The sequence below is a fragment of the Inquilinus sp. OTU3971 genome (assembly GCF_038440215.1).
On the sequence record NZ_JASATH010000003.1, the window covers coordinates 45,156 to 70,025 of the forward strand.

26 protein-coding genes are annotated in these 24,870 nt (G+C 70.8%); 12 read left to right on the forward strand and 14 right to left on the reverse strand.

The window, feature by feature from the left end:
* From AAHM41_RS01485 to AAHM41_RS01515, 7 genes are all read right to left on the reverse strand, one after another.
* Positions 1-549 carry a hypothetical protein gene (locus AAHM41_RS01485; protein WP_342234723.1) on the reverse strand — a complete coding sequence of 183 codons (549 nt, stop codon included), beginning with the start codon at positions 547-549 and terminating at the stop codon, positions 1-3.
* Positions 546-1,337 (reverse strand): polysaccharide deacetylase family protein, encoded by a 792-nt coding sequence (locus AAHM41_RS01490; protein ID WP_342234724.1) that lies wholly within the window; start codon positions 1,335-1,337, stop codon positions 546-548. Before AAHM41_RS01490 ends, AAHM41_RS01485 begins: the two co-directional genes overlap by 4 nt.
* Positions 1,338-1,432: 95 nt before the next feature.
* Positions 1,433-2,599 carry a glycosyltransferase family protein gene (locus tag AAHM41_RS01495; protein ID WP_342234725.1) on the reverse strand — a complete coding sequence of 389 codons (1,167 nt, stop codon included), beginning with the start codon at positions 2,597-2,599 and terminating at the stop codon, positions 1,433-1,435.
* The gene (locus tag AAHM41_RS01500) at positions 2,596-3,180 is read right to left on the reverse strand and encodes a histidine phosphatase family protein (protein WP_342234726.1); all 585 of its coding nucleotides are present in this window, start codon (positions 3,178-3,180) and stop codon (positions 2,596-2,598) included. Before AAHM41_RS01500 ends, AAHM41_RS01495 begins: the two co-directional genes overlap by 4 nt.
* Positions 3,177-4,286: a glycosyltransferase family 4 protein gene (locus tag AAHM41_RS01505; protein ID WP_342234727.1), complete on the reverse strand. Its 1,110-nt coding sequence runs from the start codon at positions 4,284-4,286 to the stop codon at positions 3,177-3,179. Before AAHM41_RS01505 ends, AAHM41_RS01500 begins: the two co-directional genes overlap by 4 nt.
* Entirely contained in the window at positions 4,283-5,533 is a 1,251-nt protein-coding gene (locus AAHM41_RS01510; protein WP_342234728.1) for a glycosyltransferase family 4 protein, read from the reverse strand. The genes AAHM41_RS01505 and AAHM41_RS01510 overlap by 4 nt, the downstream gene beginning before the upstream one ends.
* A 7-nt stretch (positions 5,534-5,540) precedes the next feature.
* Positions 5,541-6,743, reverse strand: coding sequence for a glycosyltransferase family protein (locus tag AAHM41_RS01515; RefSeq protein WP_342234729.1), 1,203 nt, complete (start codon positions 6,741-6,743; stop codon positions 5,541-5,543).
* Positions 6,744-6,941: 198 nt separating this feature from the next.
* Here AAHM41_RS01515 and AAHM41_RS01520 point away from each other — a divergent pair, with 198 nt between their 5' ends.
* Genes AAHM41_RS01520 through AAHM41_RS01530 form a run of 3 tightly spaced genes read left to right on the forward strand, consistent with a single transcriptional unit; the run spans position 6,942 to position 10,579 of the window.
* Positions 6,942-9,596, forward strand: coding sequence for an ABC transporter ATP-binding protein (locus AAHM41_RS01520; protein ID WP_342234730.1), 2,655 nt, complete (start codon positions 6,942-6,944; stop codon positions 9,594-9,596).
* 30 nt (positions 9,597-9,626) lie between these two features.
* Positions 9,627-10,076, forward strand: coding sequence for a cyclic nucleotide-binding domain-containing protein (locus AAHM41_RS01525; protein WP_342234731.1), 450 nt, complete (start codon positions 9,627-9,629; stop codon positions 10,074-10,076).
* 8 nt (positions 10,077-10,084) lie between these two features.
* Positions 10,085-10,579, forward strand: a complete 495-nt coding sequence (locus AAHM41_RS01530; protein ID WP_342234732.1) for a class I SAM-dependent methyltransferase — start codon at positions 10,085-10,087, stop codon at positions 10,577-10,579.
* A gap of 12 nt (positions 10,580-10,591) precedes the next feature.
* Here AAHM41_RS01530 and AAHM41_RS01535 read toward each other — a convergent pair whose 3' ends face one another.
* Together AAHM41_RS01535 and AAHM41_RS01540 are read right to left on the reverse strand one after the other, a co-directional pair.
* Entirely contained in the window at positions 10,592-11,386 is a 795-nt protein-coding gene (locus AAHM41_RS01535) for an exodeoxyribonuclease III (protein ID WP_342234733.1), read from the reverse strand.
* Between the two features lie 52 nt (positions 11,387-11,438).
* Positions 11,439-12,725: an MFS transporter gene (locus AAHM41_RS01540; RefSeq protein ID WP_342234734.1), complete on the reverse strand. Its 1,287-nt coding sequence runs from the start codon at positions 12,723-12,725 to the stop codon at positions 11,439-11,441.
* A gap of 178 nt (positions 12,726-12,903) precedes the next feature.
* Here AAHM41_RS01540 and AAHM41_RS01545 point away from each other — a divergent pair, with 178 nt between their 5' ends.
* From AAHM41_RS01545 to AAHM41_RS01580, 8 genes are all read left to right on the forward strand, one after another.
* Entirely contained in the window at positions 12,904-13,287 is a 384-nt protein-coding gene (locus tag AAHM41_RS01545) for an AtpZ/AtpI family protein (RefSeq protein WP_342234735.1), read from the forward strand.
* 3 nt (positions 13,288-13,290) lie between these two features.
* Positions 13,291-14,013, forward strand: coding sequence for a F0F1 ATP synthase subunit A (locus tag AAHM41_RS01550; protein WP_342234736.1), 723 nt, complete (start codon positions 13,291-13,293; stop codon positions 14,011-14,013).
* Between the two features lie 64 nt (positions 14,014-14,077).
* Positions 14,078-14,302 (forward strand): F0F1 ATP synthase subunit C, encoded by a 225-nt coding sequence (locus AAHM41_RS01555; protein ID WP_026873218.1) that lies wholly within the window; start codon positions 14,078-14,080, stop codon positions 14,300-14,302.
* Positions 14,303-14,369: 67 nt separating this feature from the next.
* Positions 14,370-14,861, forward strand: coding sequence for a F0F1 ATP synthase subunit B family protein (locus AAHM41_RS01560; protein ID WP_342234737.1), 492 nt, complete (start codon positions 14,370-14,372; stop codon positions 14,859-14,861).
* Positions 14,858-15,475: a F0F1 ATP synthase subunit B family protein gene (locus tag AAHM41_RS01565; RefSeq protein WP_342234738.1), complete on the forward strand. Its 618-nt coding sequence runs from the start codon at positions 14,858-14,860 to the stop codon at positions 15,473-15,475. Before AAHM41_RS01560 ends, AAHM41_RS01565 begins: the two co-directional genes overlap by 4 nt.
* A 106-nt stretch (positions 15,476-15,581) precedes the next feature.
* Positions 15,582-17,390 (forward strand): translation elongation factor 4, encoded by a 1,809-nt coding sequence (lepA, locus tag AAHM41_RS01570; protein ID WP_342234739.1) that lies wholly within the window; start codon positions 15,582-15,584, stop codon positions 17,388-17,390.
* A 224-nt stretch (positions 17,391-17,614) separates the two neighbouring features.
* A complete protein-coding gene (locus AAHM41_RS01575; RefSeq protein WP_342234740.1) occupies positions 17,615-17,926 on the forward strand; it encodes a hypothetical protein in 312 nt (103 codons plus the stop codon).
* 90 nt (positions 17,927-18,016) lie between these two features.
* Positions 18,017-18,991 carry an MBL fold metallo-hydrolase gene (locus AAHM41_RS01580; RefSeq protein WP_342234741.1) on the forward strand — a complete coding sequence of 325 codons (975 nt, stop codon included), beginning with the start codon at positions 18,017-18,019 and terminating at the stop codon, positions 18,989-18,991.
* Between the two features lie 4 nt (positions 18,992-18,995).
* Here the strand turns inward: AAHM41_RS01580 and AAHM41_RS01585 are convergent, their stop codons facing one another.
* On the reverse strand, positions 18,996-19,355 hold the full coding sequence (locus AAHM41_RS01585) for an ester cyclase (protein ID WP_342234777.1): 360 nt from the start codon (positions 19,353-19,355) through the stop codon (positions 18,996-18,998).
* Positions 19,356-19,643: 288 nt separating this feature from the next.
* Here AAHM41_RS01585 and AAHM41_RS01590 point away from each other — a divergent pair, with 288 nt between their 5' ends.
* On the forward strand, positions 19,644-21,158 hold the full coding sequence (locus AAHM41_RS01590) for an MFS transporter (RefSeq protein WP_342234742.1): 1,515 nt from the start codon (positions 19,644-19,646) through the stop codon (positions 21,156-21,158).
* Here AAHM41_RS01590 and AAHM41_RS01595 read toward each other — a convergent pair.
* From AAHM41_RS01595 to AAHM41_RS01610, 4 genes are read right to left on the reverse strand one after another with little or no spacing between them, the layout of a single operon-like run.
* A complete protein-coding gene (locus AAHM41_RS01595) occupies positions 21,071-22,141 on the reverse strand; it encodes a sulfate/molybdate ABC transporter ATP-binding protein (RefSeq protein WP_342234743.1) in 1,071 nt (356 codons plus the stop codon). The two genes, AAHM41_RS01590 and AAHM41_RS01595, sit on opposite strands and share 88 nt — an antisense overlap.
* Positions 22,141-23,031, reverse strand: a complete 891-nt coding sequence (cysW, locus tag AAHM41_RS01600) for a sulfate ABC transporter permease subunit CysW (RefSeq protein WP_342234744.1) — start codon at positions 23,029-23,031, stop codon at positions 22,141-22,143. The genes AAHM41_RS01595 and cysW overlap by 1 nt, the downstream gene beginning before the upstream one ends.
* Positions 23,019-23,894: a sulfate ABC transporter permease subunit CysT gene (gene cysT / locus AAHM41_RS01605; RefSeq protein WP_446719425.1), complete on the reverse strand. Its 876-nt coding sequence runs from the start codon at positions 23,892-23,894 to the stop codon at positions 23,019-23,021. Before cysT ends, cysW begins: the two co-directional genes overlap by 13 nt.
* A complete protein-coding gene (locus AAHM41_RS01610) occupies positions 23,857-24,861 on the reverse strand; it encodes a sulfate ABC transporter substrate-binding protein (RefSeq protein WP_446719426.1) in 1,005 nt (334 codons plus the stop codon). Before AAHM41_RS01610 ends, cysT begins: the two co-directional genes overlap by 38 nt.
* Positions 24,862-24,870: the final 9 nt, after the last annotated feature.

The following is a 24,870-nucleotide window of genomic DNA, read 5'->3' on the forward strand; positions in this document are numbered from 1 at the left end:
TCATTCCTCGGGCCCGTCGGTGGCAGGCTGGTCCGCGGGGCGCACGCCCCAGCGCTCGGCCAACCCGGCCTGGGGCGTGATCACCCCGAGCGACATCAGGTTGGCCTGGCTCGAATCGTCGATCGGCAACGCCTTGGCGACCGCCGCGTCATGCGCCTGCGACACGATTTCGTCGAAGCCGCTGACGGTGGACTCGATCCTGAGGCGCCGGCCGCCGCCGCGCAGGTCCAGCTGCATCCAGCCGCGCTGGCGGTCGCGCCGGACCGAGAAGTAGCGCAGCCGGAAGCCGGACAGGTCGCGCCAGGCGATGCGGGTGCCGAGCGGGCCATGGGCGACGATGCCTTGGCCGTCGACCTCGATCACGCTGCGGTGCCGCAGCCAGGTGCGCAGCAGGAAGGCCAGGAACACCAGCGCCGCGGCGCCGAAAGCCACGGCGACGATCCAGTGCATCGGCAGCAGGATCAGCGGCAGCGCGGTCAGGGCCAGCCCGGCCGCGCCGCGCGCATAGTCGCCCCCCAGCTCGGCCATGTCATAGCGGTGGGCGGTCATGTCCGGTCTCCGAACAGGCTGTCGGGATCCGGCCAGGCCACGGCCGGATGCCATGCCAGCAGCGTCAGCAGGCCGTCGAGAAAGATCCATCCTTCGTCGTCATGCGCCAGATGATGGGTCAGGAGGCCTGTCGGCTCCCCGGGGTCGGCGGTGCCATTCCGGCGGTCGGCGAGGTGGCGCAGGATCGGCGCCAACGCCCGGTCGATGCCGGCGAAGCCGCGGCCGCCGCGCCAGTCGATCGGATCGGCATGGGTGTTGAGCTGCGCCGGGCCGGGCGCCGCCTCGCGGGCGCCGAAGCCGGACAGGATGTCGAGGCCAGCTTCGCCCAGCCGGGCGCGCAGCGTCGGGCCGATGCGGTTCCAGGGCGGCGCCAGCACCGGGCGGAAGCGGTCGCCGAACAGTGCCTGCAGCCGCTCGCGGCCGGCGGTCAGTTCGGCCAGGACGGTCTCGGCGGGCCGATGGTCGCCCAGCTCGGCCGTCTTCTCGCCGGTCGGCGCATGCGACCGGTGCGCCCAGCCGTGCTGGATCACCATGGCGGGCGTGCCGGCCAGGCGGTCGGCCAGCGCCGGCTCGGCCCCAGCGGGGATGACCGCCAGCGCGACCCAACGGCTGTGGCGCGCGGCCAGGGCCAGCAGCCGGTCCAGCGCCGGGGTCGGCGCCTCCGCGTCGTCGTCGCGCCACCAGAAGCTGGCACGGCGGCCAGCCGCGGCCCACCGGTCCAACTCGGCCCGCAGCTCGGTCCGGGAGTCGGGCAGGGGCGGGGCGTGGGGCTCGGTCGGCGCGGGCATGGATCGGGACGGTCCGGACGAAAGCGGCACTATAGCCGCAGCCCGCGGCCGGGCGGCAAGCCCCGCATCCCCGATCTCCTGATCCGTCATCCTCCTCACGCGGCGCTCCGTCTTTCCGCGGCGTCGCGCAGCAGGGCGGCCGCGGTCCGGGCGCCGTCCAGGGCCAGCGCCGCCCGCGGCGGCGGGGGCGCGGCCATGGCGTCGTCCACCGCCCGGGCCAGCCGCTGCGGCGTCAGCCCGGCCTCCGGCACCACGAGACAATGGCCGCGGGCCGCCAAAAGGTCCGCCCGCCGGGTCTGCTCGGTCTCGCCGGCGGCGGCGAAGGGCACGAAGACGGCGCGGCAACCGGCCCGCACCACATCCATGACCGTGTTGTAGCCGGCCTGGCTGACCGACAGGCGGCAGCGGGCCAGCAGGCTCGGGAAATCCGGCCGCGCCGGCTCGACGATGATCTGTCCCGGGGGCACCCCGTCCGCCGCTGCCGCGGTCAGTTCCGCGACGGCGCCGGCGGGCAGGTCCGGCCCGGCCAGCAGACGCCAGCGCGTCCGCTTCTGGCCGGAGAGGGCACGGGCGGCGAGGGCGGTGCGCAGCAGCTCGGCGCCGACCGCGCCGCCGCCGACCGAGACGATCACCTCGTCGACGCCGTCGCCGGGTGGCGCCTCGCGGGTCGAGGGCGCGCCGACATAGCCGGTGTAGCGGATCAGCCCGGCCACCCGCGGGGCCGGCGGGAAGCTGGCCTCGAACGGGATCACCGTCGGGTCGCCATGCACCAGCACCAGGTCGAACAGCGCCAGCGCGGTGTCGGCCATGGCCTCGACCTTGGCAGGGTCCTTCTTGTCCACCAGGATGTCGCGGACCGAGCAGGCGATCAGCGACCGGGGGCTGGCGCGGCGAGCGATCTCCAGCATCGGCACCAGCTCGAAGGCGAAGGCGCGGCGGCCGAAGGGGAAGGTCTCGACCAGCAGGATGTCGGGTTTCGTCCGGGCCAGAAGCGCCAGCGTCTCGGCCGCGCGGCGTTTCTTCCAGCCGGCGTCGATCGGCCGGTCCTCGGCGTCGAGCAGGGTGCGGAAGCCGGTATCGGCCGACCGCACCGGCGGCAATGGCACCACCTCGGCGCCGCCCCAGTCGGTGCCGGGAACATCAAAGCCGCCCTGGGCCACGGTCACGGCGAAGCCGGCCTCGGTCAGCGCGCGGGCGATCGCCGCGGCCCGCCGGACATGGCCGATGCCGAGCAGATGCTGAACGTGGAACAGAACCTTCATGCTGCCAAAGAAATGTTCAGCCGCTCGATCACCGGCGCCCCCGAATCGTCCAGCCGGAACAGGTGTGCGCAGCCCCACTGCAGCCCGTCCGGCGCGTCGCCGATCATGGTCCAATCGGCGGCGCAGGCATAGAGCGCCAGGATGACGCCGCGATGACAGATCGCCACGGTGTCGCGCCCGGCGGCGGCGAGCCGCAGCAAAAGCGGCGCCAACCGGGCCTGCAGCTCGCGGTAGGACTCGCCGCCCGGTGCCCGGAAATCCAGGCCCAGCGCCTCGCGCCGGGCCAGCTCCGCCGGGTCGATCCGGGTCTTGTCGGACAGACGCAAGCCCTCCCAGCCGCCCCAGTCCAGCTCGGTCAGCGCCGGCTCCGGCACCGGGTCGAGGCCGAGCAGCCGCGCCGTCTCCATGGCGCGCGACAGCGGGCTGGTCAGCACCGGCCAGCCGGCGACCCAGTCCGGCAGGCGCCATCGTGCCGCCGCCGCGCGCCCGGCTTCCGACAGCGGAATGTCGGCCCGGCCCTGGATGCGGCGCTCGGCATTCCACCCGGTCGGGGCGTGGCGCAGGACGAGGAGGCGGGTCATGCCGGCGCCAGCCCTGCGGCGACCCGCGCCAGGGTGCGGTCGAGGATGGCGGCGGTGGCGGCGATGTCGTGCCGGGCCAGGACATTGGCGCGGGCGACCTCGCCCATGGCGCGCCGCCGGGCCGGGTCGTCCAGCAGGGCCGCGACCGCGGCGGCGAAGGCGGCCGCGTCGCCGGGCGGGACCAGCAGGCCGGTCTCGCCGTGGCGCAGGATCCCGGCCACGCCGCCGCCTTCGCCCCCGGCGGCGCCGGCCACTGCCGGCAGGCCGGCGGCCTGGGCCTCGAGCAGCGCCATGCCGAAGGCCTCGTTGATCGCCGGCCAGACGAACAGGTCGGCCTCCGACAGCACCTGCGGCAGCGACTCGGGCGGCACGGCACCACGGAACACGGTCCGGGCGGGGTCGTAGAGCGGCTCGATCCGGGGCCGGGCCGGGCCATCGCCGACCACGGTCAAGGTCCAGGGCCGGTCGCCGAGCCGCTGCAGCGCCGCCGCGAGCAGGGCATAGGACCGCTCCTTGTCACCCTCCCGCATCATGCCGATGGCGAGAAGGCGCGGCGGGCCAGCCGGCCGGCGGGTCACGGCGGCGAAGGGCGCGGCGTCGAGGAAGGGCGGCAGGCGGATGATGCGCTCCGCCGGCACCAGGGCGGACAGGCCGGCCGCGTCCCGGTCGCTGAAGGTGATCAGCGCCGCGGCCCGGCGGATCGCCTCCACCGCGGCCCGGTGCCCGGCGGCCCAGGCCCCTTCGGCCCGGCGCGGCGCATGCGAAGCCTCGGCCGCGACATAGGGGATGCCGAGCGCCGCAGCGACCGGCGGCCCGAGCCAGTCCGGCGCCTTGTGGTACAGATGGTAGGTGAACCAGACATCCGGGCGGTCCGGTGCCCCGCGCCAGCGCCGGACCAGCCGGTCGGCGATGCGGGTGCCCAGCGCCTCGATCCGCGCCGGCCGCGCCGGGTCCAGACCCGGATCCCAGCTGCGCAGCCGGCTGGCCAAACGGACCTCGTGCCCGCCGCGCCGCAGCGCCTCGATCAGCAGCCGCGCCATGCGCCGGTCGCCCGATGGCACCGGATGGCCCGGCGGCTTCATCGGCGCGTAGAAGGCGACCTTCATCCCGGTCCCGGCAGACCGAAGCGGCGGGCCAGCTTGGCCAGGCCGACGGCGAAGCCGAAATCGCGCCGTACCCGCGCGGCGCCGGCGGCCCCCAGCCTGGCGCGGCGGGCGGGGTCGGCGATCAGCCCGGACAGGGCGTCGGCGGCCGCGGGCACGTCATCCGGCGGCACCAGCATCCCGGTCTCGCCGTCCAGGATCAGTTCCGGGATCGCCGAGACCGAGGTGGCGAGGCAGCACAGGCCGGTGGCCTGTGCCTCCATCAGCACATTCGGCAGCCCGTCGCGGTCGCCGTCGGCGGCGATGCGGGCGGTCAGCACGAACAGGTCCGAGTCGAGCAGCGCCGCCAGCACGGCATCCTGGGTCAGGGCGCCGCGCCACTCGATCCGGTCGGCAAGGCCGAGCCGCTTCGCCTGGGCCCGCAGCTCGGCCAGCAGCGCGCCGCCGCCGATATGGGTCCAGTGCCAGGCCTGGCCGCGCGGCAGTGCCACGAAGGCGTCGAGCAGCCGGTCGAAGCCCTTCTTCTCGACCGCACGGCCGACCGAGATCAGCCGCACCGGGTCGGCCGCGTCGCGCCCGTCGCGGCGTGGCCGGGCGATCGGGTCGGGGAAGCGGCCGAAATCGAGGCCGTGATGCACCAGCGACACCCGCCCCGGCTGCGGCGCCAGCTTCGCCAGATAGGCGTGGTTGACCGCGGTGCAGGTGGCGGCCCAGCGGGCCTCGGCCAGCTTCTCGCGCAGCTCCCACTCCGGCGTCGTCCAGATGTCCTTGGCGTGGGCCGAGACGCTCCAGGGCAGGCCGCGGATCAGCGCGGCGTAGCGACCGACCGAGGCCGGGGTGTGCAGGTAGTGGACGTAGATCCAGGACGTCTCGGGCGGCAGCTCCTGCGCCAGCACGCAGGCCTGGCCGAAGCGGCGCCAGCGGTTCGGCGTCGGGTCGCGCCGGTAGTCGCGGCGGAAGGCGGCATAAGCGGCGGCGTAGCCGGGCTGGCGCCGGGCCCAGTCGCGCGCCGCCACCACCCGCGGCTGCTCCTGGTACAGGTATTCCGGCAGGTACAGCACCGGCGCGGTGATGCGGCGGTTGAGGTCGTGCACCTTGGTGTCGGTCGGGTGGCGCAGCGAGACGATCAGCTGACGCTGGCCGAGCTGCTGCAGCCCCAGGATCTCCTGGGCGATGAAGGTCTCCGACAGCCGCGGATAGCCCTTGACCACGATGGCGGTCAGGCCGTCGCTCTGAACTCTTTCGGTCATGCTGTGCTCAGGCTGTCGCGCGGATCGAGGAGGGCGGGTCGATCGCGTCCATCGCCAGCCGGTCGACGGCGTCGAGCCCGTCGAGCAGGCCGGGGATGAAGCGGGTCGAGGGCAGCGGCTGGTCGGGCAGGGCCCGCAGCGCCCGCACCATCACCGCCGGGTCGCCCGGCCCGTCCTGGTCGAGCATGCTGACCAGGCCGAGCTCGGCGGCGCGGGAGGCGCGAATATGCTGCTCCAGCCGCGGCCGCACCCGGGGCACCAGCAGCGCCCGCTTGTCGAAGGACAGGATCTCGCAGAAGGTGTTGTAGCCGCCCATGGCGACGACGCCGGCGGCGCGGATCATCAGATGCTCAATCCGGGCGTCGAAGGTGATGACCTCGACATCGTCCAGCTTGGCGGCGCGGGCCATGAACTCGGCCTGGCGCTCGCGCTGCATGAACGGGCCCAGCACGATCAGCGCAGCGCAGGGCATGGTGCGGTCCAGCTCATAGGCCGACAGCACCCAGTCGACCAGGTCCTCGCCGTCGCCGCCGCCGCCGGGCGTGACCAGGATGTAGGGCTCGCGCAGGGACACCGCGTCGGCCGGCACGTTGGTCGGCGCCCGCCGGCGCAGATAGCCGGTATAGGTCATCCGGGCGCGCACCGAATCCGGCAGCTCGATGTCCTCCAGCGGGTCGCAGATCTCCGGCAGGCCGTAGATCCACAGCTGGTCGTACAGGCTCTCCAGCGCCGGCACGACGTTCTTGCGCTCCCATTCCGGGGCCAGGAGCGACGGCTCGTCCATCACGTCGCGCAGGCCCAGCACGGTGCGGGTGCCGCGGTCGCGCAGCATCTCCAGCGTCTGCTTGACCTCGCCGCGCAGGCCCAGCGGCTCCTTGTCGACGATGAACAGGTCGGGGTCGAAGATCGCCGCCGTGTGCTCGATGATCGAGGCGCGCATGGCCAGCGTCTCCTCGATGTCGATGTGCAGCGACAGCGAGGTGTAGTCGCCGTTGCGCAGCTTGATCACGCCGGGGATGCGGACGAAATCGACCCGGCTGCGGAAGTCGAAGCTGCCGATGATCGGCGAGCCGGACAGGATCAGCACCGACAGGTCGCTGTGCCGCGCCACCAGGGCGTGCGCGATGGTGCGGCAGCGGCGCAGATGGCCGAGGCCGAAGCTGTCGTGGCTGTAGATCAGGACTCTGGCCTGAGCGGTACGCTTCGCCATGCAGCCTTGTCACCTGGGACCGGAACGGGCACGCGGACGACCCGTGCCGCCCGGCGCGCTTTTAGCACGAAGGCTTCCAACCCGTCATCCGCACCCTTCGCTCCCGTGGCGGCCCGTGACCGCCGTCACATGCTTTCCGCCATCGAAAGTTCACGCTATCGTCCAGCCCGTGCCCGGCGAGGCTGGACCTGGATCGCGATGGATTCCAACATCTTCAAGTTCATCTTGCGGCACAGCAGCCGCGAGCAGGTTTATATCCTCATCGTCACGCTGATTTCGTTCCCTTTTGTCTATTATTCGCTGGATCTGCCGAAGCAGATCGTCAACGGCGCCATCGACGACGGCTCGGCCAAGGACTTCCCGAAGGCGATCTTCGGCTATCAGTTCGACCGGATCGAATACCTGCTGCTGCTGTCGTTCCTGTTCCTGGCGCTGGTGTTCATCAACGGCGGGTTCAAGCTCTACATCAACATCTACAAGGGCAAGCTGGGCGAGCGGATGCTGCGCCGGCTGCGCTACGAGCTGTACTGCCGCATCCTGCGCTTCCCGCTGCCGCATTTCCGCAAGACCTCGCAGGGCGAGATGATCCCGATGATCACCTCGGAGGTCGAGCCGCTGGGCGGCTTCATCGGCGACGCCTTCGTGGCGCCGATCTGGTCGACCGGCACGCTGCTGGTCTACATCTACTTCATCTTCGTCCAGGACCCGATCCTGGGGGCGGCGGCGGTGTCGCTGTACCCGCTGCAGGGCTGGCTGATCCCGCGGCTGCAGAAGCGGGTGAACCAGCTGGGCAAGGAGCGAGTGCGCACCGTGCGCAAGCTGGCCGACCGCATCGGCGAATCCGTCTCCGGTATCACCGACATGCATGCCAACGACGCCACTGCGGTGCATCTGGCGGATTTCTCCGACCGGCTGGGGACGATCTACGACATCCGGTTCGAGATCTACAACCGCAAGTTCTTCATCAAGTTCCTCAACAACTTCATCAACCAGCTGACACCGTTCTTCTTCTATTCGATCGGCGGCTGGCTGGTGATCCGCGGCGACATCCAGCTCGGCGCGCTGGTGGCGGTGCTGGCCGCCTACAAGGACCTGGCCTCGCCGTGGAAGGACCTGCTCGACTACTACCAGTCGCAGGCCGACACCCGGATCAAGTACGAGCAGGTGGTGGAGCAGTTCCAGCCGCCGGAGCTGCTGCCGGCCGAGCGCATCACCGGCGACGAGGTGATCGAGGGGCCGCTGCCGAAGGAGCTCAGCTTCTCCGCCGTCGCGCTGGTCGACGACAGCGGCATGACGGTGATCGAGGGGCTGACCGCGGCCTTCCCGACCGACGGCCAGGTCGCGGTGGTCGGCGCCGGGGTCGGCAAGGACGAGCTGATGCTGATGATGGCCCGGCTGATCGCGCCGACCAGCGGCAAGATCCGGCTCGGCGAGTACGATTACGAGACGCTGGGCGAGGCGGTGATCGGCCGCCGCTTCGCCTATGTCGGCGCCCACAGCTACATGTTCACCGGCACGCTGCGCCAGAACCTGTATTACGGGCTGTGCCACCGGCCGCTGCGCGAGGCGCAGTACGACGACGATTCGGCGAAGCGCCGCCGGGCGCGGCGGGCGTCGGAGGCGCAGGTGGCCGGCAACACCGATTTCGACATCAACGCCGACTGGATCGACTACCAGGCGGCGGGGGTCGATGGGCCTGAGGCGCTGCAGGACCGGGCGCTGGAGATCCTGCAGGCGGTCGACATGGAGCAGGACGTCTACCGCATCGGGCTGAACGGCACGATCGACGCGGACAAGGCGCCCGAAGTCGCCGACCGGGTGCTGGCGGCGCGGGTGTCGGTGCGCAAGACCCTGGCCGAGACCGATCTCGGCGACCTGGTCGAGCTGTACGATTCCGACCGCTTCAACAGCTCCGCCTCGGTGGCCGAGAACCTGTTGTTCGGCACGCCGGTCGGGCCGGTCTTCGCCTATGACGCGCTGGCCGAGAACGACTATGTGCTGTCGGTGCTGGAGCGCACCGGCCTGATGGAGGAGTTCGTCCAGGTCGGTGCCCAGATGGCCGAGACCATGGTCGAGCTGTTCGCCGACCTGCCGCCCGGCCACGAATTCTTCGAGCAGTTCAGCTTCATCGGCTCGGAGGACCTGCCCGAGTTCCAGCCGATCGTGATGCGGGCGAAGAAGGAGGGCACGGCGGCGCTGCGGCCGGCCGACCGCACCCGCCTCCTGTCGCTGCCGTTCAAGCTGGTGCCGTCCCGCCACCGCCTGGGCGTGTTCGAGGCCGACCTGCAGCAGCGGCTCCTGGAGGCGCGCAAGGTGTTCGCCGCCGAGCTGCCGCAGGATCTGCGGCCGCATATCGAGTTCTTCGACGCCGAGCGGTTCAACGAGGCGGCGTCGCTGCAGGACAATATCCTGTTCGGCAAGATCCGCTACGGCCGGCCGGACGCGGCGGAGCGGGTGCAGAGCCTGATCCAGACCGTGGTCGACGAGGTCGATCTGCGCGACAGCGTGATCGCGGTCGGGCTCGACTTCTCGGTCGGCGTCGCCGGCAGCCGGCTGTCCGCGGTGCAGCGGCAGAAGGTCGGGCTCGGCCGGGCGCTGCTGAAGAACGCCGATCTGCTGCTGCTCAACGAGGCCACCTCAGCGCTCGACGGGGTGGCGCAGAGCCGGGTCCACCGCGCCATCCGCGAGCTGCGGAACGGCCGCGGCTTGATCTGGGGCGTGCATCGGCCCAGCATGGCCCGGGAGTTCGCCGACATCGTCGTGGTGCGGCATGGCCGCATCGTCGAGCGCGGCGACTTCCAGACGCTGAACCGCAACGGCAGCGCGCTGCACGAATTGCTGGAAGCGGAGTAGAATGCGAACAGGGAGCTGGAGGACCGATCGGTGAGCCTTGCGGAAGAAGTCGAATTGCTGAAGCGGATTCCGCTTTTTGCCAATATCGACACATCGAAGCTGAAGCTGCTGGCCTTCACCAGTGAGCGCGTCCGCTTCCCCGCGGGGCAGGTGCTGTGCCGGCAGGGGGAGATCGGCCGTGCCGCCTTCATCATCATCGACGGCGAGGCCGATGTGATCGTCGATGCCGAGACCGGACCCCTGACCGTGGCCTCGGTCGGCCGCAACGATTTCGTCGGCGAGATCGCCATCCTCTGCGACGTGCCGCGCACCGCCACGGTGCAGGCCCGCACCGACCTCACCGCCCTCGTCATCGCCAAGGACCAGTTCTTCCGCATGATCACCGAATTCCCGCAGATGGCGATCGAGATCATGCGCGTGCTGGCGCTGCGTCTCGAACGGACCACCAAGGAAGCGGCCCGCGCCCGCCAGACGGCCTGACCCGGATCGTGAGCCGCCTCGACAGCTTCATCCGCCGGATGCAGGCGCAGCGCGCCTGCCTCGAGTGGGCCGCGCGCGCCATCGCCGGCCTGCCCGGCGACGTCATGGAACTCGGCCTCGGCAACGGCCGCACCTACGATCACCTGCGCGAGGCGCTGCCGGACCGTGCGATCTGGGTGTTTGACCGCCACATCGCCGCCCATCCCGGCTGCATCCCGCCGCGCGACCGCATGGTGCTGGGCGAGGTGCTGGAGACGATGCCGGGCTTCGTCGCGGCGCATCCGCAGGGCATGGCGCTGATCCATGCCGATCTCGGCACCGGCGACGACATCGCCAACCGGGCCCTGGCGGCGGCGCTGACTCCGCTGCTCGGCCCGGTGCTGGCGCCGGGCGGTGTGGTCGTGGCCAATATCGGCTTCGCCGGCACCGGCTGGGAGGAGCTGCCCGAGCCGGACGGCGTCTCGCCCGGGCGGTACTACCTGTATCGGCGGCCGGCGCAGTAGGCGGGCCTGCCCTCACACCTCGACGTCGATCACCACCGGCACGTGGTCGCTCGGCTTCGGCTCCCAGCCGCGGGCCTCGCGCAGGGTGCGGTGGGCCTTCAGCCCGCCGGCTAAGGGCGGGGTGACCCAGATGTGGTCTAGGCGCCGGCCGCGGTCGGACAGCTGCCAGTCGGCAGCGCGGTAGCTCCACCACGTGTACAGCTTCTGGTCCGGCGGCACGAAGGTGCGGGCGCTGTCGACCCAGCCCAGCGTCGACTGCATCGCCGCCAGCTTCTCGACCTCGATCGGGGTGTGGCTGACCACGTCCAGCAGTTGCTTGTGCGACCAGACGTCGTGCTCCAGCGGCGCGATGTTCAGGTCGCCGACCAGGATCATCTTCTGGTCCCGAGTCCGGTTCTGCGGCCACCAGGCCGTCATCTCGTCCAGGAACTGCAGCTTGTGGGCGAACTTCTCGTTCACCGCCGGGTCCGGGATGTCGCCGCCGGCCGGGATGTACAGGTTGTGCACCTCGACCCCGTCCGGCAGGCGGATGGCGATGTGGCGGCAATCCTCCTTGCCGCACCAGTGCCGGATCTCGTGGCTCTCGAAGGGCAGGCGCGAGATCACGGCGACGCCGTTGTAGCCCTTCATGCCGGCGATCGCGATGTGGCGATAGCCGAGGTCGACGAAAGGCTGGTGCGGGAAGTGGTGGTCCGGGGTCTTGGTCTCCTGCAGGCAGACGATGTCGGCCGCGGTCTCGTCGATCAGGCGCAGCACCAGCTCCTGGCGCAGGCGGACGGAGTTGATGTTCCAGGTGGCGATGCGCATAGGCCCTCTCTGCGATGCGGCCCACGACCCTAGCGAAGCCTGCCGGGGTTGCCTAGCGCGCCGGCACGTCCTCGCAATCGTCATAGCCGGGCTCGCACTCGGCCTCGTCCTCCGGGCGGATGCGGGGGTCCAGCTCGGCCGGGGCGGGGCTCGATCCGGCGGCGAGGCCGACGAACTGCTCGGCTTCCTCGGCGGCGACCCGGCCGCGCCGGGCCATGCGCCACAGCACGAAGCCGGCGAAGGCCCCGACCAGCGCGGCGACATAGACGAACAGGGCGTCCGGCCCGAACCGCTCCATCGCCACGGTCGCCGCCAGCGGCCCGGCGGAGGAGCCGATCGACCAGAGGATCAAGAGCGTCCCGGCCAGCGGCACGTAGTCCTGCGGCTTGGCGTGGTCGTTGGCATGGGCGACCGACAGTGGGTAGATCGCCTCGGCCATGCCGCCCCACAGCGCGAACAGCGCGATCAGCAGGCCGAAGCTCGCAGGCCCCGCGGCGATGCTGCCGAGCGCGGCGACGATGGTGCAGAGGGCCGCGCCCAGGATCACCCAGCGCCGGTCGATCCGGTCCGACAGCCAGCCCAGCGGCCATTGGCACAACAGGCCGCCGATCTGGGTCGCCGCCATCAGCGTCGCGATCTCGGCGGTGGAGAAGCCGCGCTGCACGCCCCAGACCGGGGCCACGCCCTGCAGCGTCGCCGCCACCAGCCCGACCACGACGCAGCCGACCGCGCCGACCGGCGAATTGCGGTAGGCCTTGCCCAGGATCGGCCGGATGCGGTGCGGCACGCCGGGGTGGCGCGACCGGGTCAGCGTCACCGGGATCAGCGCCAGGGTGAAGGCGGCCGAGGCCAGGACGAAGGGCAGCACGTCGCTTGTGTCGACCACGGTCAAGAGCGCCTGGCCGGCGCCGAGCGCCAGCATGACCACGACGACATAGCTGGTCAGGATGCGGCCGCGCAGATGCCGCGGCGTCAGCTCGTTCAGCCAGCTCTCGGTGATCATGAACAGCCCGGCGGAGCAGAAGCCCATGGCCAGGCGCAGCAGGACCCAGCCGGGCAGGCCGACGGTCCAGGGGAGTGCCAACCCGGCCAGGCAGGAGGCGGCGGCAAAGGCCGAGAAGGCGCGGATATGGCCGACCAGCCGGATCACCCGGGCGACCACCAGGCAGCCGGCCAGGAAGCCGACGGCGCTGGCGGCGACCACCAGCCCGACGCGGTCGGCGGACAGCCCGGCCTCGGTCAGCCGGATCGGCACCAGCGTGGCGAAAACGCCCTGGCCGAGCGAGACGATGGTGATGCCGGCGAGGATCGCCGCGACGGCCAGGAGCGGGCTGAGCATGCTCGACTCTAGCCTGCCGGAGCGGGCCGCTGCCAGCACCGGCGGTGCGGTTCCGAATGCCGGGCGGGACGCCGGGCGGGAATGCCGCGGAGCCGGCCGGTTTTGTCGCCTTGACGGGACCCCAGGGCGTCACTAAGGTGCGCGCCGCTTGAGGTGGGGGTGGCCGCCGCCCGAAAGGGTGTCCGACAACGTGACTCAGAACGACCAAAACCCGCCGCCGCATTCGGATTTCGATCGTCGCTTGAGAGAGGCGAAGGCGAAGCTTCCGGGGGCGGGGCGCGAGGCGAAGGGCGGAGATGATGGGCGCGATGTCGGCCGTGCTGGCATGGCCGCCGGCTTTCGCATCGCGGTCGAGCTGCTCGCCGCGATCGTGGTCGGCGCCGGAATCGGCTGGGGTCTCGACCAATGGCTCGGCACACGGCCCTGGTTGTTGATTCTGTTCTTCATCCTGGGCGCGGTGGCCGGCTTGATGAATGTCTACCGGACCGGCATGGAGCTGGACCGGGCGGCGAAGGCGAAGCGGGCTGCCGAGCAGGCGGAGCGAAACCGGGGCGGGAGATAAGGCGTGGCGTCGCCAACCGAGCAATTCCAGATCGAAAAGATCCTGCACGTCGACATCGGCGGCCTGGATCTCTCCTTCACCAACTCGTCGCTGTTCATGGTGATCGCCGCCGGCGTCGCTTCGGCGGTGCTGTTCCTCGGCGGCAGCCGCGGGGCCCTGGTGCCGGGCCGGCTGCAATCCTTCGCGGAGATGTTGTACGAGCTTGTCGCCAACATGATACGCGACAATGCCGGCAAGGAAGGGTTGAAGTACTTCCCCTTCATCTTCACGCTGTTCATCTTCATCCTGTTCGGCAACGTGATCGGGATCATTCCCGGCACCTTCACCTTCACCAGCCATATCATCGTCACCTTCGCCCTGGCCTTCGTGGTCTTCCTGGGCGTGACGGTGATCGGCTTCTCGCGGCACGGCGCCGGCTACCTGCGGATGTTCTTCCCGCATGGCGCGCCCCTGTGGACCGCGGTGATCCTGGTGCCGGTCGAGCTGATCTCCTACCTGTCGCGGCCGATCAGCCTCTCCGTCCGTCTGTTCGCCAACATGACGGTCGGCCATGTGCTGCTGAAGGTCATCGGCGGCTTCGTCATCGCGCTGGGGGTCGGCGGCATCGTGCCGTTCGCCTTCCTGATCCCGCTGACGATGCTCGAGCTCTTCATCGCCGTGCTGCAGGCCTACATCTTCGCCATTCTCAGCTGCGTCTACCTGCACGACGCGCTGCACCTCCACTGACGGATCGCTGCCCGCGAACCGTTCCGGTCCAACCATCCAGACCCTATCCACGAAGGAAGAGAAAATGGAACTCGAAGCTGCCAAGTTCATCGGCGCGGGCCTCGCCGCGATCGGCATGATCGGCGCCGGCATCGGCGTGGGCAACGTGTGGGCCAGCTACATCGGCGCGCTCGCCCGCAACCCGGCGGCCAAGGAAGAGATCGGCGCCAGCATCTGGATCGGCTTCGCCGTGACGGAAGCCATCGCGCTGTTCGCGCTGATCGTCGCGCTGATCGCGCTGTTCGCCTGACGATCTCGCTGCCTAACGTCATGGGCCGGCCGCAGCCCTAGCGGCCTGGCCCGGCAGGGGGAGTCGGATGCCACAGTTCAATCCCGAGTGGTTTGCGTCGCAGCTGTTCTGGCTCGCGATCGTCTTCATCGCTCTGTACTGGCTCTTGTCACGGCGGCTGCTGCCGCGGCTGGCGGAGACGATCGACCAGCGCGCGGCGAAGATCGCCGGCGACCTGGAGCGGGCCGAGGCTGCGCGCGGCGAGACCGAGGCGGTGGCCCAGGCCTATGAGGCCGCGTTGGCCAAGGCCCGCGGCGAGGCCCAGGCTGCCGTGGCCGCGGCGAATCAGCAGATCGCGGAGCTGACGGCGCGCCGCCAGGCCGCCTTCGCCGCCGAGCTCGCGACGCGGACCGCCGAGGCCGAGGCCCGGATCGGCAAGATCCGCGCCGACCTCAAGGCCGACGCCCGCGACATCGCTGCCGAGGTGGCCGGCGTGCTGGCCGCCAAGCTGACCGGCACGACACCAGACCAGGCCGCGGTGACCGCCGCGGTCGACGGTGCGCTGGGAGGGGCCCGATGAGCGTTCTCGACACCATCGCGAACGAGGTTTTCATCGGTACCGCCCACGCCGCCCAGGACACGGTCCAGGCCGACGCGGCGCACACTGAAGCCAACCTCGAGCATGTCGAGCATGCCGAGGCGGATACCCACGGCTCGGTCGAGCTGGTGCTGGCTGCGGCGCTGCTCGTCCTTCTGGTGCTGCTGGCGGTCAAGGCCCGCGGCGCCATCCTCGGCGTGCTGGACAAGCGCACCGACCGGATCCGCGAGGACCTGGCCGAGGCGGAGCGTCTGCGCAGCGAGGCCGAAGGCCATCTCGCCCAGGCCCAGGCGCGCGAGCGTGAGGCCGTGGCCGAGGCCGCGGCGATCATCGAACGGGCCAAGCACGATGCCCAGCGCCATCGCGAGAAGGCGGCGGTGGACATCGAGGAAGCGATGAAGCGGCGCGAGGCCATGGCGCTGGAGCGCATCGCCCAGGCCGAGGCCCAGGCGCTGGCCGAGGTGCGGTCGACCGCCGTCAACGTCGCCGTCTCGGCGGCCCGCGAGCTGGTCGGCCGGCAGATCTCCGCCGACCCGGCCAAGGGCTCGGCGCTGATCGACGAGGCGATCGCGGATCTCGGCGGCAAGCTGCACTGATCCCTGCCTTATCACCGATACGGACGGGCCCGGTTTCGACCGGGCCCTTTCGCTTTGGGCCCGCTGCCCTTATGGTCCGGGCCGATCACGTCTCCAGGCGCATCCGATGAGCTCTCCCCAGGACCATATCCGCAACTTCTCGATCATCGCCCATATCGACCACGGCAAGTCGACCCTGGCGGACCGGCTGATCGAGCGCTGCGGCGGCATCGAGCAGCGCGAGATGAAGGCGCAGCTACTGGATTCGATGGACATCGAGCGCGAGCGCGGCATCACCATCAAGGCGCAGACCGTGCGCCTGGGCTACACCGCCAAGAACGGCGAGGCCTATCAGCTGAACCTGATGGACACGCCCGGCCATGTCGACTTCGCCTATGAGGTCAGCCGGTCGCTCGCCGCCTGCGAGGGCTCGCTGCTGATCGTCGACGCCTCGCAGGGCGTCGAGGCGCAGACCCTGGCCAATGTCTACCAGGCGATCGACGCCAACCACGAGGTCGTCCCGGTCCTCAACAAGATCGACCTGCCGGCGGCGGAGCCGGAGCGCATCCGCCAGCAGATCGAGGATGTGATCGGCATCGACGCGTCCGACGCCGTGCTGATCTCGGCCAAGACCGGCCTCGGCATCGACGACGTGCTGGAGGCGATCGTCCACCGTCTGCCGCCGCCGAAGCAGGCCGATCCGGAAGCGCCGCTGAAGGCGCTGCTGATCGACAGCTGGTACGACCCCTATCTCGGCGTCGTCATCCTGGTGCGGGTGGTCGAGGGCACGCTGAAGGTCGGCCAGAAGGTCCGCTTCATGGCGACCGGCGCAGCGCGCGAGCTGGACCGCGTCGGCTACTTCACGCCGAAGGCGGTGCAGGTGCGCGAGCTAGGCCCCGGCGAGGTCGGCTTCATCACCGCCGGGATCAAGGAGATTGCCGAAACGAAGGTCGGCGACACCATCACCGAGGACCGCCGCCCCGCCGCGGCGGCGCTGCCGGGCTTCAAACCCTCCGTCCCGGTGGTCTGGTGCGGCCTGTTCCCGACCGACGCCAACGACTTCGAGCGGCTGCGCGACAGCCTGGGCAAGCTCGCCCTCAACGACGCCAGCTTCCATTTCGAGGCCGAGACCTCGGCGGCGCTGGGCTTCGGCTTCCGCTGCGGCTTCCTGGGCCTGCTGCACCTGGAGATCATCCAGGAGCGGCTGGAGCGGGAATTCGACCTCGACCTGATCACCACGGCGCCGTCGGTGGTCTACAAGCTGCACATGACCGACGGGTCGGTCATGGACCTGCACAACCCGTCCGACATGCCGGACGTGATGAAGATCGACCGGATCGAAGAGCCCTGGATCAAGGCCACGATCATGCTGCCGGACGAGTATCTCGGCGGCGTCCTGCAGCTGTGCACCGAGCGGCGCGGCGAGCAGGTCGAGCTGACCTATGTCGGCGGCCGGGCGATGCTGGTCTACCGCCTGCCGCTGAACGAGGTGGTGTTCGACTTCTACGACCGGCTGAAATCGATCAGCCGCGGCTATGCCAGCTTCGACTACCAGATCGATTCGTACCGCGAGGGCGACCTGGTGAAGCTGTCGATCCTGGTCAACCAGGAGCCGGTCGACGCCCTGGCCATGATCGTGCACCGCAGCCAGGCCGACCGCCGCGGCCGCCATCTGTGCGAGCGGCTGAAGGACCTGATCCCGAAGCAGCTGTTCAAGATCGCCATCCAGGCGGCGATCGGCGGCAAGGTGATCGCCCGCGAATCGCTGGCCGCCTTGCGCAAGGACGTGCTGGCCAAATGCTATGGCGGCGATATCAGCCGCAAGCGCAAGCTGCTGGACAAGCAGAAGGAAGGCAAGAAGCGGATGCGCCAGTTCGGCGAGGTCGAGATCCCGCAGAGCGCCTTCATCGCCGCGCTGAAGATGGGGGATCAGTAGCCGGGCCTTCCTCCTCCTGTCATCCTCGGGCTTGACCCGAGGATCCAGGGGCTTTCAAAGCCGTTCTCGGTGGCCCCTGGATTGCCGGATCAAGCCTGGCGATGACAGAGGGGTGGAGGCTTTACGCCCCCTCCACCGGCCCGCACGGAACCACTCTGCCGCCCCGCTGTTGCATTCAGGCATCCCTCGCGATGCGCACCGCAACTCCCGGGAGGGCCCCCGTCATGGCGACCGAGATCGAGCCGGTGATCGTCTATGAGGAGGACGGGCGGCAGAAGCTGTTCAGCCGTGCCGACGCGCTGGTGGACTGGCTCGGCGCCCTGTTCCAGACCGTCTCCGACGACCGCAGCCTCGAGCATGAGCGGGCGGGGATGAAGCGCGACGAGCTGCTCGGCGAGATCGACGCGCTGCTGGCCGCCCTGAAATCCGACATCGCCGCCGGCAAGCCGCGGATCAGCCCGGCGACGCGCACCGAGGCCGCCGGACTGGTCGCCGCCTTCCGCACGGTGCATCCGCCGACCGGCAAGCTCCCCTGATTCGTCCGCAATTCGTTTCCGCTGCGTTCGCGCTGCGTTTCGGTTAGCCTCTCCGGGTCCGGTCCATCGCGACTCACCCGGAGACCCCTCATGCCGCTCGACCGCCGCCGTTTCCTGGCCTCGGCCCTCGCCGCCCCGGCCGTGGTGCCGCTGCTCGGTGCCCTGCCGCGCCCCGCCTTGGCCCGGGCCGTCCCGCCTGCCGGGCCGGTCGCTGGCCTCTACCGCTTCAAGGTCGGCGCCTTCGAGGTGACCAGCATCAATGACGGGATGCTGAACATCACGCTCGACCAGTTCCCCGCCGCCGAACGCGCCGGGGCGGAGGCGTTGCTGCAGCGTGCCTTCCAGCCGCCCGCCGCGATCCCGACCGCGGTCAACGCCTATCTGGTCAATACCGGCGACCGGCTGGTGCTGATCGACACCGGCACCGCCACGGCGATGGGGCCGTCGCTCGGCAAGGTCGGCGCCAACCTCAAGGCCGCCGGAATCGATCCCACCGATGTCGACCTGGTGGTGCTGACCCATATGCATCCGGACCACGCCAACGGTCTCATCGACCCGGCCGGCGCCGCCGTCTTCGGCAAGGCCCAGCTGGCGGTGGCGGAGGCGGAATACGGCTTCTGGACCGATGACGGCATCCTGTCCCAGGCGCCGGCCGGGGTGCAGCCCTTCTTCCACATGGCCCGGGCGGCGGTGAAGCCCTATGCGGGGCCGGACCGCATCAGCCGCTTCGGCAAGGAGGCCGAGATCATCCCCGGCATCCGCGTCCTGGCCGCGCCGGGCCACACTCCCGGCCACAGCATGGTCGAGGTCACGTCCGGCACCGACCGGCTGCTGATCTGGGGCGACATCGTGCATGCCGCCTCGCTGCAATTCGCCAAGCCGGACTGGGCGATCAATTTCGACGTCGACCAGCAGGCCGCGATCGCCAGCCGCAAGCGGGTGCTGGACCAGGTCGCGTCCGACCGGGTGCTGATCGCCGGCGCGCATCTGGCCTTCCCCGGCATCGGCCATGTCGGCCGGGCCGCCGAGGGCTACGAGTTCGTGCCCGCCTTCTGGCAGCCCTGAGAGATCAGAGCATCGCCGCCGGGTCGAGCTCGCGCGGGAGGTGGCCCAGCTGCTGCAGCAGGCCGAGCTTGTCCCAGGCGTCCCAGATCCGCGTCGCCCGGCCGGCCTCGACATGGGCGATCGACAGGCCGCCGATGTCGACCGGCAGCGGCCCGGCCGGTCCGGCCGCGGAGCCCCGTGCCCGCCAGCGCAGCGCCACGCGGTCGTCGGCGGCCAGCACCTCCTCGACCGTGAAGGTGATGTCCGGGATCGCCTGCTGCAGCTTGGCGACGAGCTGCTTCATCTCCTCGCGCGACCGGCCGGCACCGCTGTGCAGGTCGGTCGCGGCGCAGCCCTCGCACAGGATCTCGTCCGCCACCTCCAGCCGGCGCTCGTTCTAGACTTGCTGGAACCAGCGGCGGACCAGCATCTCGTTCGGATGCATCGTGCCCTCCCCCGGGATCCGTCCCGCCGGCAGTGTAGCGCCGGCGCGGCCTCGCCGGCCCGGCGGTTCCGGCAGGGCCCGGCTAGCCGATGCGCGCCGGGGTCATGGCTGCGACCGATTGCGCCGTCCCGGCTGATACGCCGCCACGGCATTGGTCGCCGCCGCGGCATGCCGCGATGATGCGCCCGCCGGAGGGGACCGATCCGGAAAGGTGCCGACATGGATATGATGACGACGAAGCCTGCGCGCGCCGCGCCGGTGGTGCATCCGGACGGGTTGCCGGTGCCGCGCCGCTATGGCGCGATGCTGACCATGTCGATCGCGATCGCCGTATCGGTGCTGGACATCGCCATCGCCAACACCGCTTTGCCGACCATCGCCGCCGACCTGCAGGCCAGCCCGGCCGCCTCGGTCTGGGTGGTCAACGCCTATCAGCTGGCGCTGGTGATCTCGCTGCTGCCGCTGGCGGCGCTGGGCGAGATCATCGGCTACCGCACCATCTATATCAGCGGGCTGGTGCTGTTCACCGTCGCCTCGGTGGTCTGCGCCATGGCCTGGTCGCTGCCCAGCCTGACCGCGGCGCGGGTGCTGCAGGGCTTCGGCGCCAGCGGCATCATGAGCGTGAACGCGGCGCTGATCCGCTTCATCTACCCGACCCGGCTGCTGGGCCGCGGCATCGGCTTCAACACCCTGATCGTCGCCATTTTCTCCGCTCTCGGCCCGACGGTCGCGGCCGGCATCCTGGCCGTCGCCTCCTGGCAATGGCTGTTCGCGATCAACCTGCCGCTCGGCGTGATCGCCCTGGTGGTGGCGGTGCCGACCCTGCCGCACACCGCGCGCTCGGGCCACCGCTTCGACGCGGTCAGCGCGATGCTGAACGCCGGCGCCTTCGGCCTCGTGATCATCGCCGTGGGCGAGGCCGCGCATCAGGCCTCGGCGCTGGAGGTCGGGCTGGAGCTCGCCGCCGCCCTGGGCTTCGGCTGGCTGCTGCTGTGCCGGCAGGCCAAGCATCCGGCGCCGATGCTGCCGCTCGACCTGTTCCGGCGGCCGATCTTCGCCCTGTCGGCGCTGACCGCCGCCTGCTCCTTCGCCACCCAGGGCCTGGCCTTCGTGGCGCTGCCCTTCTACTTCCAGACCGTGCTCGGCCGCAGCGAGGTCGAGACCGGCCTCCTGATGACGCCCTGGCCGCTGGTGGTGGCCGTGATGGCGCCGATCGCCGGCCGGCTGTCGGACCGCTACTCCGCCGGCGGCCTGGGCGGCATCGGCCTGGCCATCCTGTGCGCCGGCATGGTGCTGCTGGCCCTGCTGCCGCCGGACCCCAGCGTGCCGGACATCTGCTGGCGCATGGCCCTGTGCGGCTGGGGCTTCGGCTTCTTCCAGGCGCCGAACCAGAAGGCGCTGCTGGCCTCGGCCCCGCCGCACCGCGCCGGCGGCGCCAGCGGCATCGTCGCCCAGGCCCGCCTGCTGGGCCAGACCGTCGGCGCCGCGCTGGTGGCGCTGTGCTTCAGCCTGGCCGGCGCGGGCGGGCCCGTGCTGGGCCTGGCGGTGGGCGCCGGCTTCGCCGGCCTGGCCAGCATCGCCAGCTTCCTGCGCCTGATGCATGACGACCCCAGCCGCCGGCCGCGGCGGGTGGAGCCCGGGGCAGGCGCCGAGGCCTACCGCTCCGCCGCGAAGACGAAGGGCGGCGGCAGCCGCAGCGCCACCGGGTCCCCGACCGACAGCGCCGGCAGGTCCGGGCTGTAGCGGTCGGCCTCGATCCGGATCGGGTCGGGGGACAAGGGCGTCTCCGCCTCCACCGTCACCGTGGTGGCGCTGTGCAGCACCCGCCGGGCGGTGCCGGGCACCAGCCCGTCTCCCGTCGTGCCGCCCGGCAGCAGCCGGATGGCGCGGGGCCGGATGTCGGCGACGGCCCTGCTGCCGACGGCCAGGCCGCTGGTGTCGGCCGGCAGGCGCAGGCCGGCGACCTCCACCACATTCGGCTCCGTCACCGTGCAGGGCAGGCGGTTGACGTCGCCGAGGAAGCTGGAGACGAAGGCGGTGGCCGGGGCGTCGACCAGCGTCGCCGGGTCGCCCTGCTGCTCGATCCGGCCGTCGCGCAGCACCACCACCCGGTCGGCCAGCTCCAGCGCCTCCTCCTGGTCGTGGGTGACGAACAGGCTGGTCAGGCCGGTGCGGTCGTGCAACTCGCGCAGCCACACCCGCAGCTCCTTCCGCACCTTGGCGTCGAGCGCGCCGAACGGCTCGTCCAGCAGCAGCAACTTGGGCTCGATCGCCAGCGCCCGGGCCAGGGCGACGCGCTGGCGCTGCCCGCCCGACAGCTGGCGTGGGAAGCGCCGCCCCAGCCCGGGCAGCTGGACCAGCTCCAGCAGCTCCTCGACCCTGCGCGCGATCTCGGCCTTGGCCGGGCGGGTGGCGCCGGGCCGCACCTGCAGGCCGAAGGCGATGTTGCCGAACACGGTCATGTGCCGGAACAGCGCGTAGTGCTGGAACACGAAGCCGATGCGGCGCTGGCGCGGCTTGACCGCGGCGATGTCGGCGCCGTCGACCAGGATCTGCCCGGCATCGGCGCGCTCCAGCCCGGCCACGATGCGCAAGAGCGTGGTCTTGCCCGAGCCGGAGGGGCCGAGCAGGGCGACGAAGGCGCGGTCCGGCACCTCCAGCTCGATGCCGTTGAGCGCATAGACCGGGCCGAAGCGCTTGGTCAGGCCTTGGATGGCGATCGGCATCAGCTCTCCGTGGAGTCGAAGCGGTCCGAGCGGAACCGCCATTCGAGCAGGGTCTTCAGCACCAGCGTCACCAGGGCCAGGCCGGCCAGCAGCGAGGCGACGGCGAAGGCGCCGACGAAATTGTACTCGTTGTAGAGGATCTCGACCTGCAGCGGCATGGTGTTGGTCTGGCCGCGGATATGGCCGGAGACGACCGAGACGGCGCCGAACTCGCCCATCGCCCGGGCGTTGCACAAGAGCACGCCGTACAGCAGAGCCCATTTGACGTTGGGCAGCGTCACCCGGAAGAAGGTCTGCAGGCCGCTGGCGCCCAGCAGCACCGCCGCCTCCTCCTCGTCGGTGCCCTGCTCCTGCATCAGCGGGATCAGCTCGCGCGCGACGAAGGGCAGGGTGACGAAGATGGTGGCGATCACCAGCCCGGTGACGGTGAAGATCACCCGGATGCCGTGCGCCTCGAGGAACGGCCCGAACCAGCCATTCGCCCCGAACAGCAGCACATAGATCAGGCCCGAGATCACTGGCGAGACCGAGAAGGGCAGGTCGACGAAGGTGGTCAGCAGGCTCTTGCCCGGAAACTCGAACTTGGCGATCGCCCAGGCGGTGGCCAGGCCGAACACGGTGTTCAGCGGCACGGCGATGGCCGCGACGGTCAGGGTCAGGCGGATCGCCGCCAGCGAATCGTCGCTGCCGATGCCCTCGAGATAGGCGTCGATGCCCTTGCGCATCGCCTCGGTCAGCACCACCGCCAGGGGCAGCACCAGGAACACGCCGAGGAAGATCACGGCGATCGCGATCAGGGCCAGGCGGATGCCGAGCGGCTCTTCCCAGGGGCGCTCGGCGGGCTTCAGCCGGGTGCGCGCCGCCGCCAGCGTGCGGGTCAGTCCGCCCATTTGCGGCTCCAGCGCTGCAGCAGGTTGACGACCAGGATGATGACGAAGGACGCGGCCAGCATCACCGCACCGATCGTGGCGGCGCCGGCATAGTCGTATTCCTCCAGCCGGATCACGATCAGCAGCGGCGCGATCTCGGACACGCCGGGGATGTTGCCGGCGATGAAGATGACCGAGCCGTATTCGCCGACCGCGCGGGCGAAGGCCAGGATGAAGCCGGTCAGGATCGCCGGCGACAGCAGCGGCAGCACCACCCGCCACACCACCTGCCAGCGCCGGGCGCCGAGGGTGGCGGCGGCCTCCTCGATCTCGCGGTCGAGGTCCTCCAGCACCGGCTCCACCGTCCGCACCACGAAGGGCAGGCCGATGAACACGAGCGCGATGAAGATCCCGGGCGGGCCGAAGGCGGCCTTGATCCCGACCTGCATCAAGGGTCCGCCGAGCCAGCCCTTGGGTGAGTACAGCGAGGCCAGCGCGATGCCCGCCACCGCCGTCGGCAGGGCGAAGGGCAGGTCGATCAGCGCGTTCATCAGGGGCCGGCCCCAGAAGCGGTAGCGCGTCACCACCCAGGCGACCAAGGTGCCGAAGACGACATTCACCGCCGCCGCCGCCAGCGCCAGGCCGAAGCTGACCTTGAGCGCCGCCAGGGTGCGTTCCGAGGTCACCACCCGCCAGACGCCGTCGACCCCGAGCTCCCAGGGCCGGATCACCAGCGCCGCCAGCGGCAGCAGCACCAGGAGCGCGAGATAGGTGAGCGAGAAGCCGAGGGTCAGCCCGAATCCCGGCAGCACGCCGACATGGCGCGCCGCCGGGGGCGGGGTGTCCCTAGCCCTTTCGGTAGATCTGATCGAAGGTGCCGCCATCCGAGAAATGTGCCTGTTGGGCCTTCTGCCAGCCACCGAAGAGATCATCGATGGTGAACAGGTTGACGGCCGGGAAGCTGTCCTTATAGCGCGCCGCCACCTCCTGCGACCGCGGCCGGTAGAAATTCTTGGCCGCGAGCTCCTGCCCCTCGGGCGAGTACAGGAACTCGAGATAGGCCTGGGCCACGGCACGGGTGCCGCGGGCGTCGACCACCTTGTCGACCACCGCGACGGTGGGCTCCGCCAGGATCGAGACCGACGGGACGACGATGTCGAACTCGTCGGGGCCCAGCTCCTTGACCGCCAGGAAGGCCTCGTTCTCCCAGGCGATCAGCACGTCGCCGATGCCGCGCTGGACGAAGGTGGTGGTCGAGCCGCGGGCGCCGGTGTCGAGCACCGGGACATTGGCGTAGATCTTCCGCACGAAATCCTGGGCCGTCTGGTCGTTGCCGCCGGGCTGCTTCAGCGCATAGCCCCAGGCGGCGAGGTAGTTCCAGCGCGCCCCGCCCGAGGTCTTCGGGTTCGGGGTGATCACCTGGACGCCCTCCTTGGCCAGGTCGGGCCAGTCCTTGATCCCCAGCGGGTTGCCCTTGCGCACCAGGAACACGATGGTCGAGGTGTAGGGCGCGCTGTTGTCCGGCAGGCGGGTCTGCCAGGCCTTGTCGATCAGCCCCTTGGCGGCGATGGCGTCGACGTCATAGGCCAGCGCCAGGGTGACGACGTCGGCCTGCAGCCCGTCGATCACCGAGCGTGCCTGGGCGCCCGAGCCGCCATGCGAGGCCTCGATGGTGAGGGTGTCGCCGGACTTCGTCTTCCACTGCTCGGCAAAGGCGGCATTGACCTGCTTGTAGAGCTCGCGCGTCGGGTCGTAGGAGACGTTGAGCAGCTTGATGTCGGCCGCATGCGCCGTGGCCGCAGCCAGCGCGATGGCCGCCGCGGCCAGCAGCCGAGTGGTCATGAACCGCATGACTCGACC

What these genes read in the sequence shown, in the direction of transcription:
- AAHM41_RS01485 (WP_342234723.1), bottom strand. Translation starts at nt 549, where the DNA reads ATGACCGCCCACCGCTATGACATGGCCGAGCTGGGGGGCGACTATGCG.
- AAHM41_RS01490 (WP_342234724.1), bottom strand. Translation starts at nt 1,337, where the DNA reads ATGCCCGCGCCGACCGAGCCCCACGCCCCGCCCCTGCCCGACTCCCGG.
- AAHM41_RS01495 (WP_342234725.1), bottom strand. Translation starts at nt 2,599, where the DNA reads ATGAAGGTTCTGTTCCACGTTCAGCATCTGCTCGGCATCGGCCATGTC.
- AAHM41_RS01500 (WP_342234726.1), bottom strand. Translation starts at nt 3,180, where the DNA reads ATGACCCGCCTCCTCGTCCTGCGCCACGCCCCGACCGGGTGGAATGCC.
- AAHM41_RS01505 (WP_342234727.1), bottom strand. Translation starts at nt 4,286, where the DNA reads ATGAAGGTCGCCTTCTACGCGCCGATGAAGCCGCCGGGCCATCCGGTG.
- AAHM41_RS01510 (WP_342234728.1), bottom strand. Translation starts at nt 5,533, where the DNA reads ATGACCGAAAGAGTTCAGAGCGACGGCCTGACCGCCATCGTGGTCAAG.
- AAHM41_RS01515 (WP_342234729.1), bottom strand. Translation starts at nt 6,743, where the DNA reads ATGGCGAAGCGTACCGCTCAGGCCAGAGTCCTGATCTACAGCCACGAC.
- AAHM41_RS01520 (WP_342234730.1), top strand. Translation starts at nt 6,942, where the DNA reads ATGGATTCCAACATCTTCAAGTTCATCTTGCGGCACAGCAGCCGCGAG.
- AAHM41_RS01535 (WP_342234733.1), bottom strand. Translation starts at nt 11,386, where the DNA reads ATGCGCATCGCCACCTGGAACATCAACTCCGTCCGCCTGCGCCAGGAG.
- AAHM41_RS01540 (WP_342234734.1), bottom strand. Translation starts at nt 12,725, where the DNA reads ATGCTCAGCCCGCTCCTGGCCGTCGCGGCGATCCTCGCCGGCATCACC.
- AAHM41_RS01555 (WP_026873218.1), top strand. Translation starts at nt 14,078, where the DNA reads ATGGAACTCGAAGCTGCCAAGTTCATCGGCGCGGGCCTCGCCGCGATC.
- AAHM41_RS01560 (WP_342234737.1), top strand. Translation starts at nt 14,370, where the DNA reads ATGCCACAGTTCAATCCCGAGTGGTTTGCGTCGCAGCTGTTCTGGCTC.
- AAHM41_RS01565 (WP_342234738.1), top strand. Translation starts at nt 14,858, where the DNA reads ATGAGCGTTCTCGACACCATCGCGAACGAGGTTTTCATCGGTACCGCC.
- lepA (WP_342234739.1), top strand. Translation starts at nt 15,582, where the DNA reads ATGAGCTCTCCCCAGGACCATATCCGCAACTTCTCGATCATCGCCCAT.
- AAHM41_RS01575 (WP_342234740.1), top strand. Translation starts at nt 17,615, where the DNA reads ATGGCGACCGAGATCGAGCCGGTGATCGTCTATGAGGAGGACGGGCGG.
- AAHM41_RS01580 (WP_342234741.1), top strand. Translation starts at nt 18,017, where the DNA reads ATGCCGCTCGACCGCCGCCGTTTCCTGGCCTCGGCCCTCGCCGCCCCG.
- AAHM41_RS01590 (WP_342234742.1), top strand. Translation starts at nt 19,644, where the DNA reads ATGACGACGAAGCCTGCGCGCGCCGCGCCGGTGGTGCATCCGGACGGG.
- AAHM41_RS01595 (WP_342234743.1), bottom strand. Translation starts at nt 22,141, where the DNA reads ATGCCGATCGCCATCCAAGGCCTGACCAAGCGCTTCGGCCCGGTCTAT.
- cysW (WP_342234744.1), bottom strand. Translation starts at nt 23,031, where the DNA reads ATGGGCGGACTGACCCGCACGCTGGCGGCGGCGCGCACCCGGCTGAAG.
- cysT (WP_446719425.1), bottom strand. Translation starts at nt 23,894, where the DNA reads ATGGCGGCACCTTCGATCAGATCTACCGAAAGGGCTAGGGACACCCCG.
- AAHM41_RS01610 (WP_446719426.1), bottom strand. Translation starts at nt 24,861, where the DNA reads ATGCGGTTCATGACCACTCGGCTGCTGGCCGCGGCGGCCATCGCGCTG.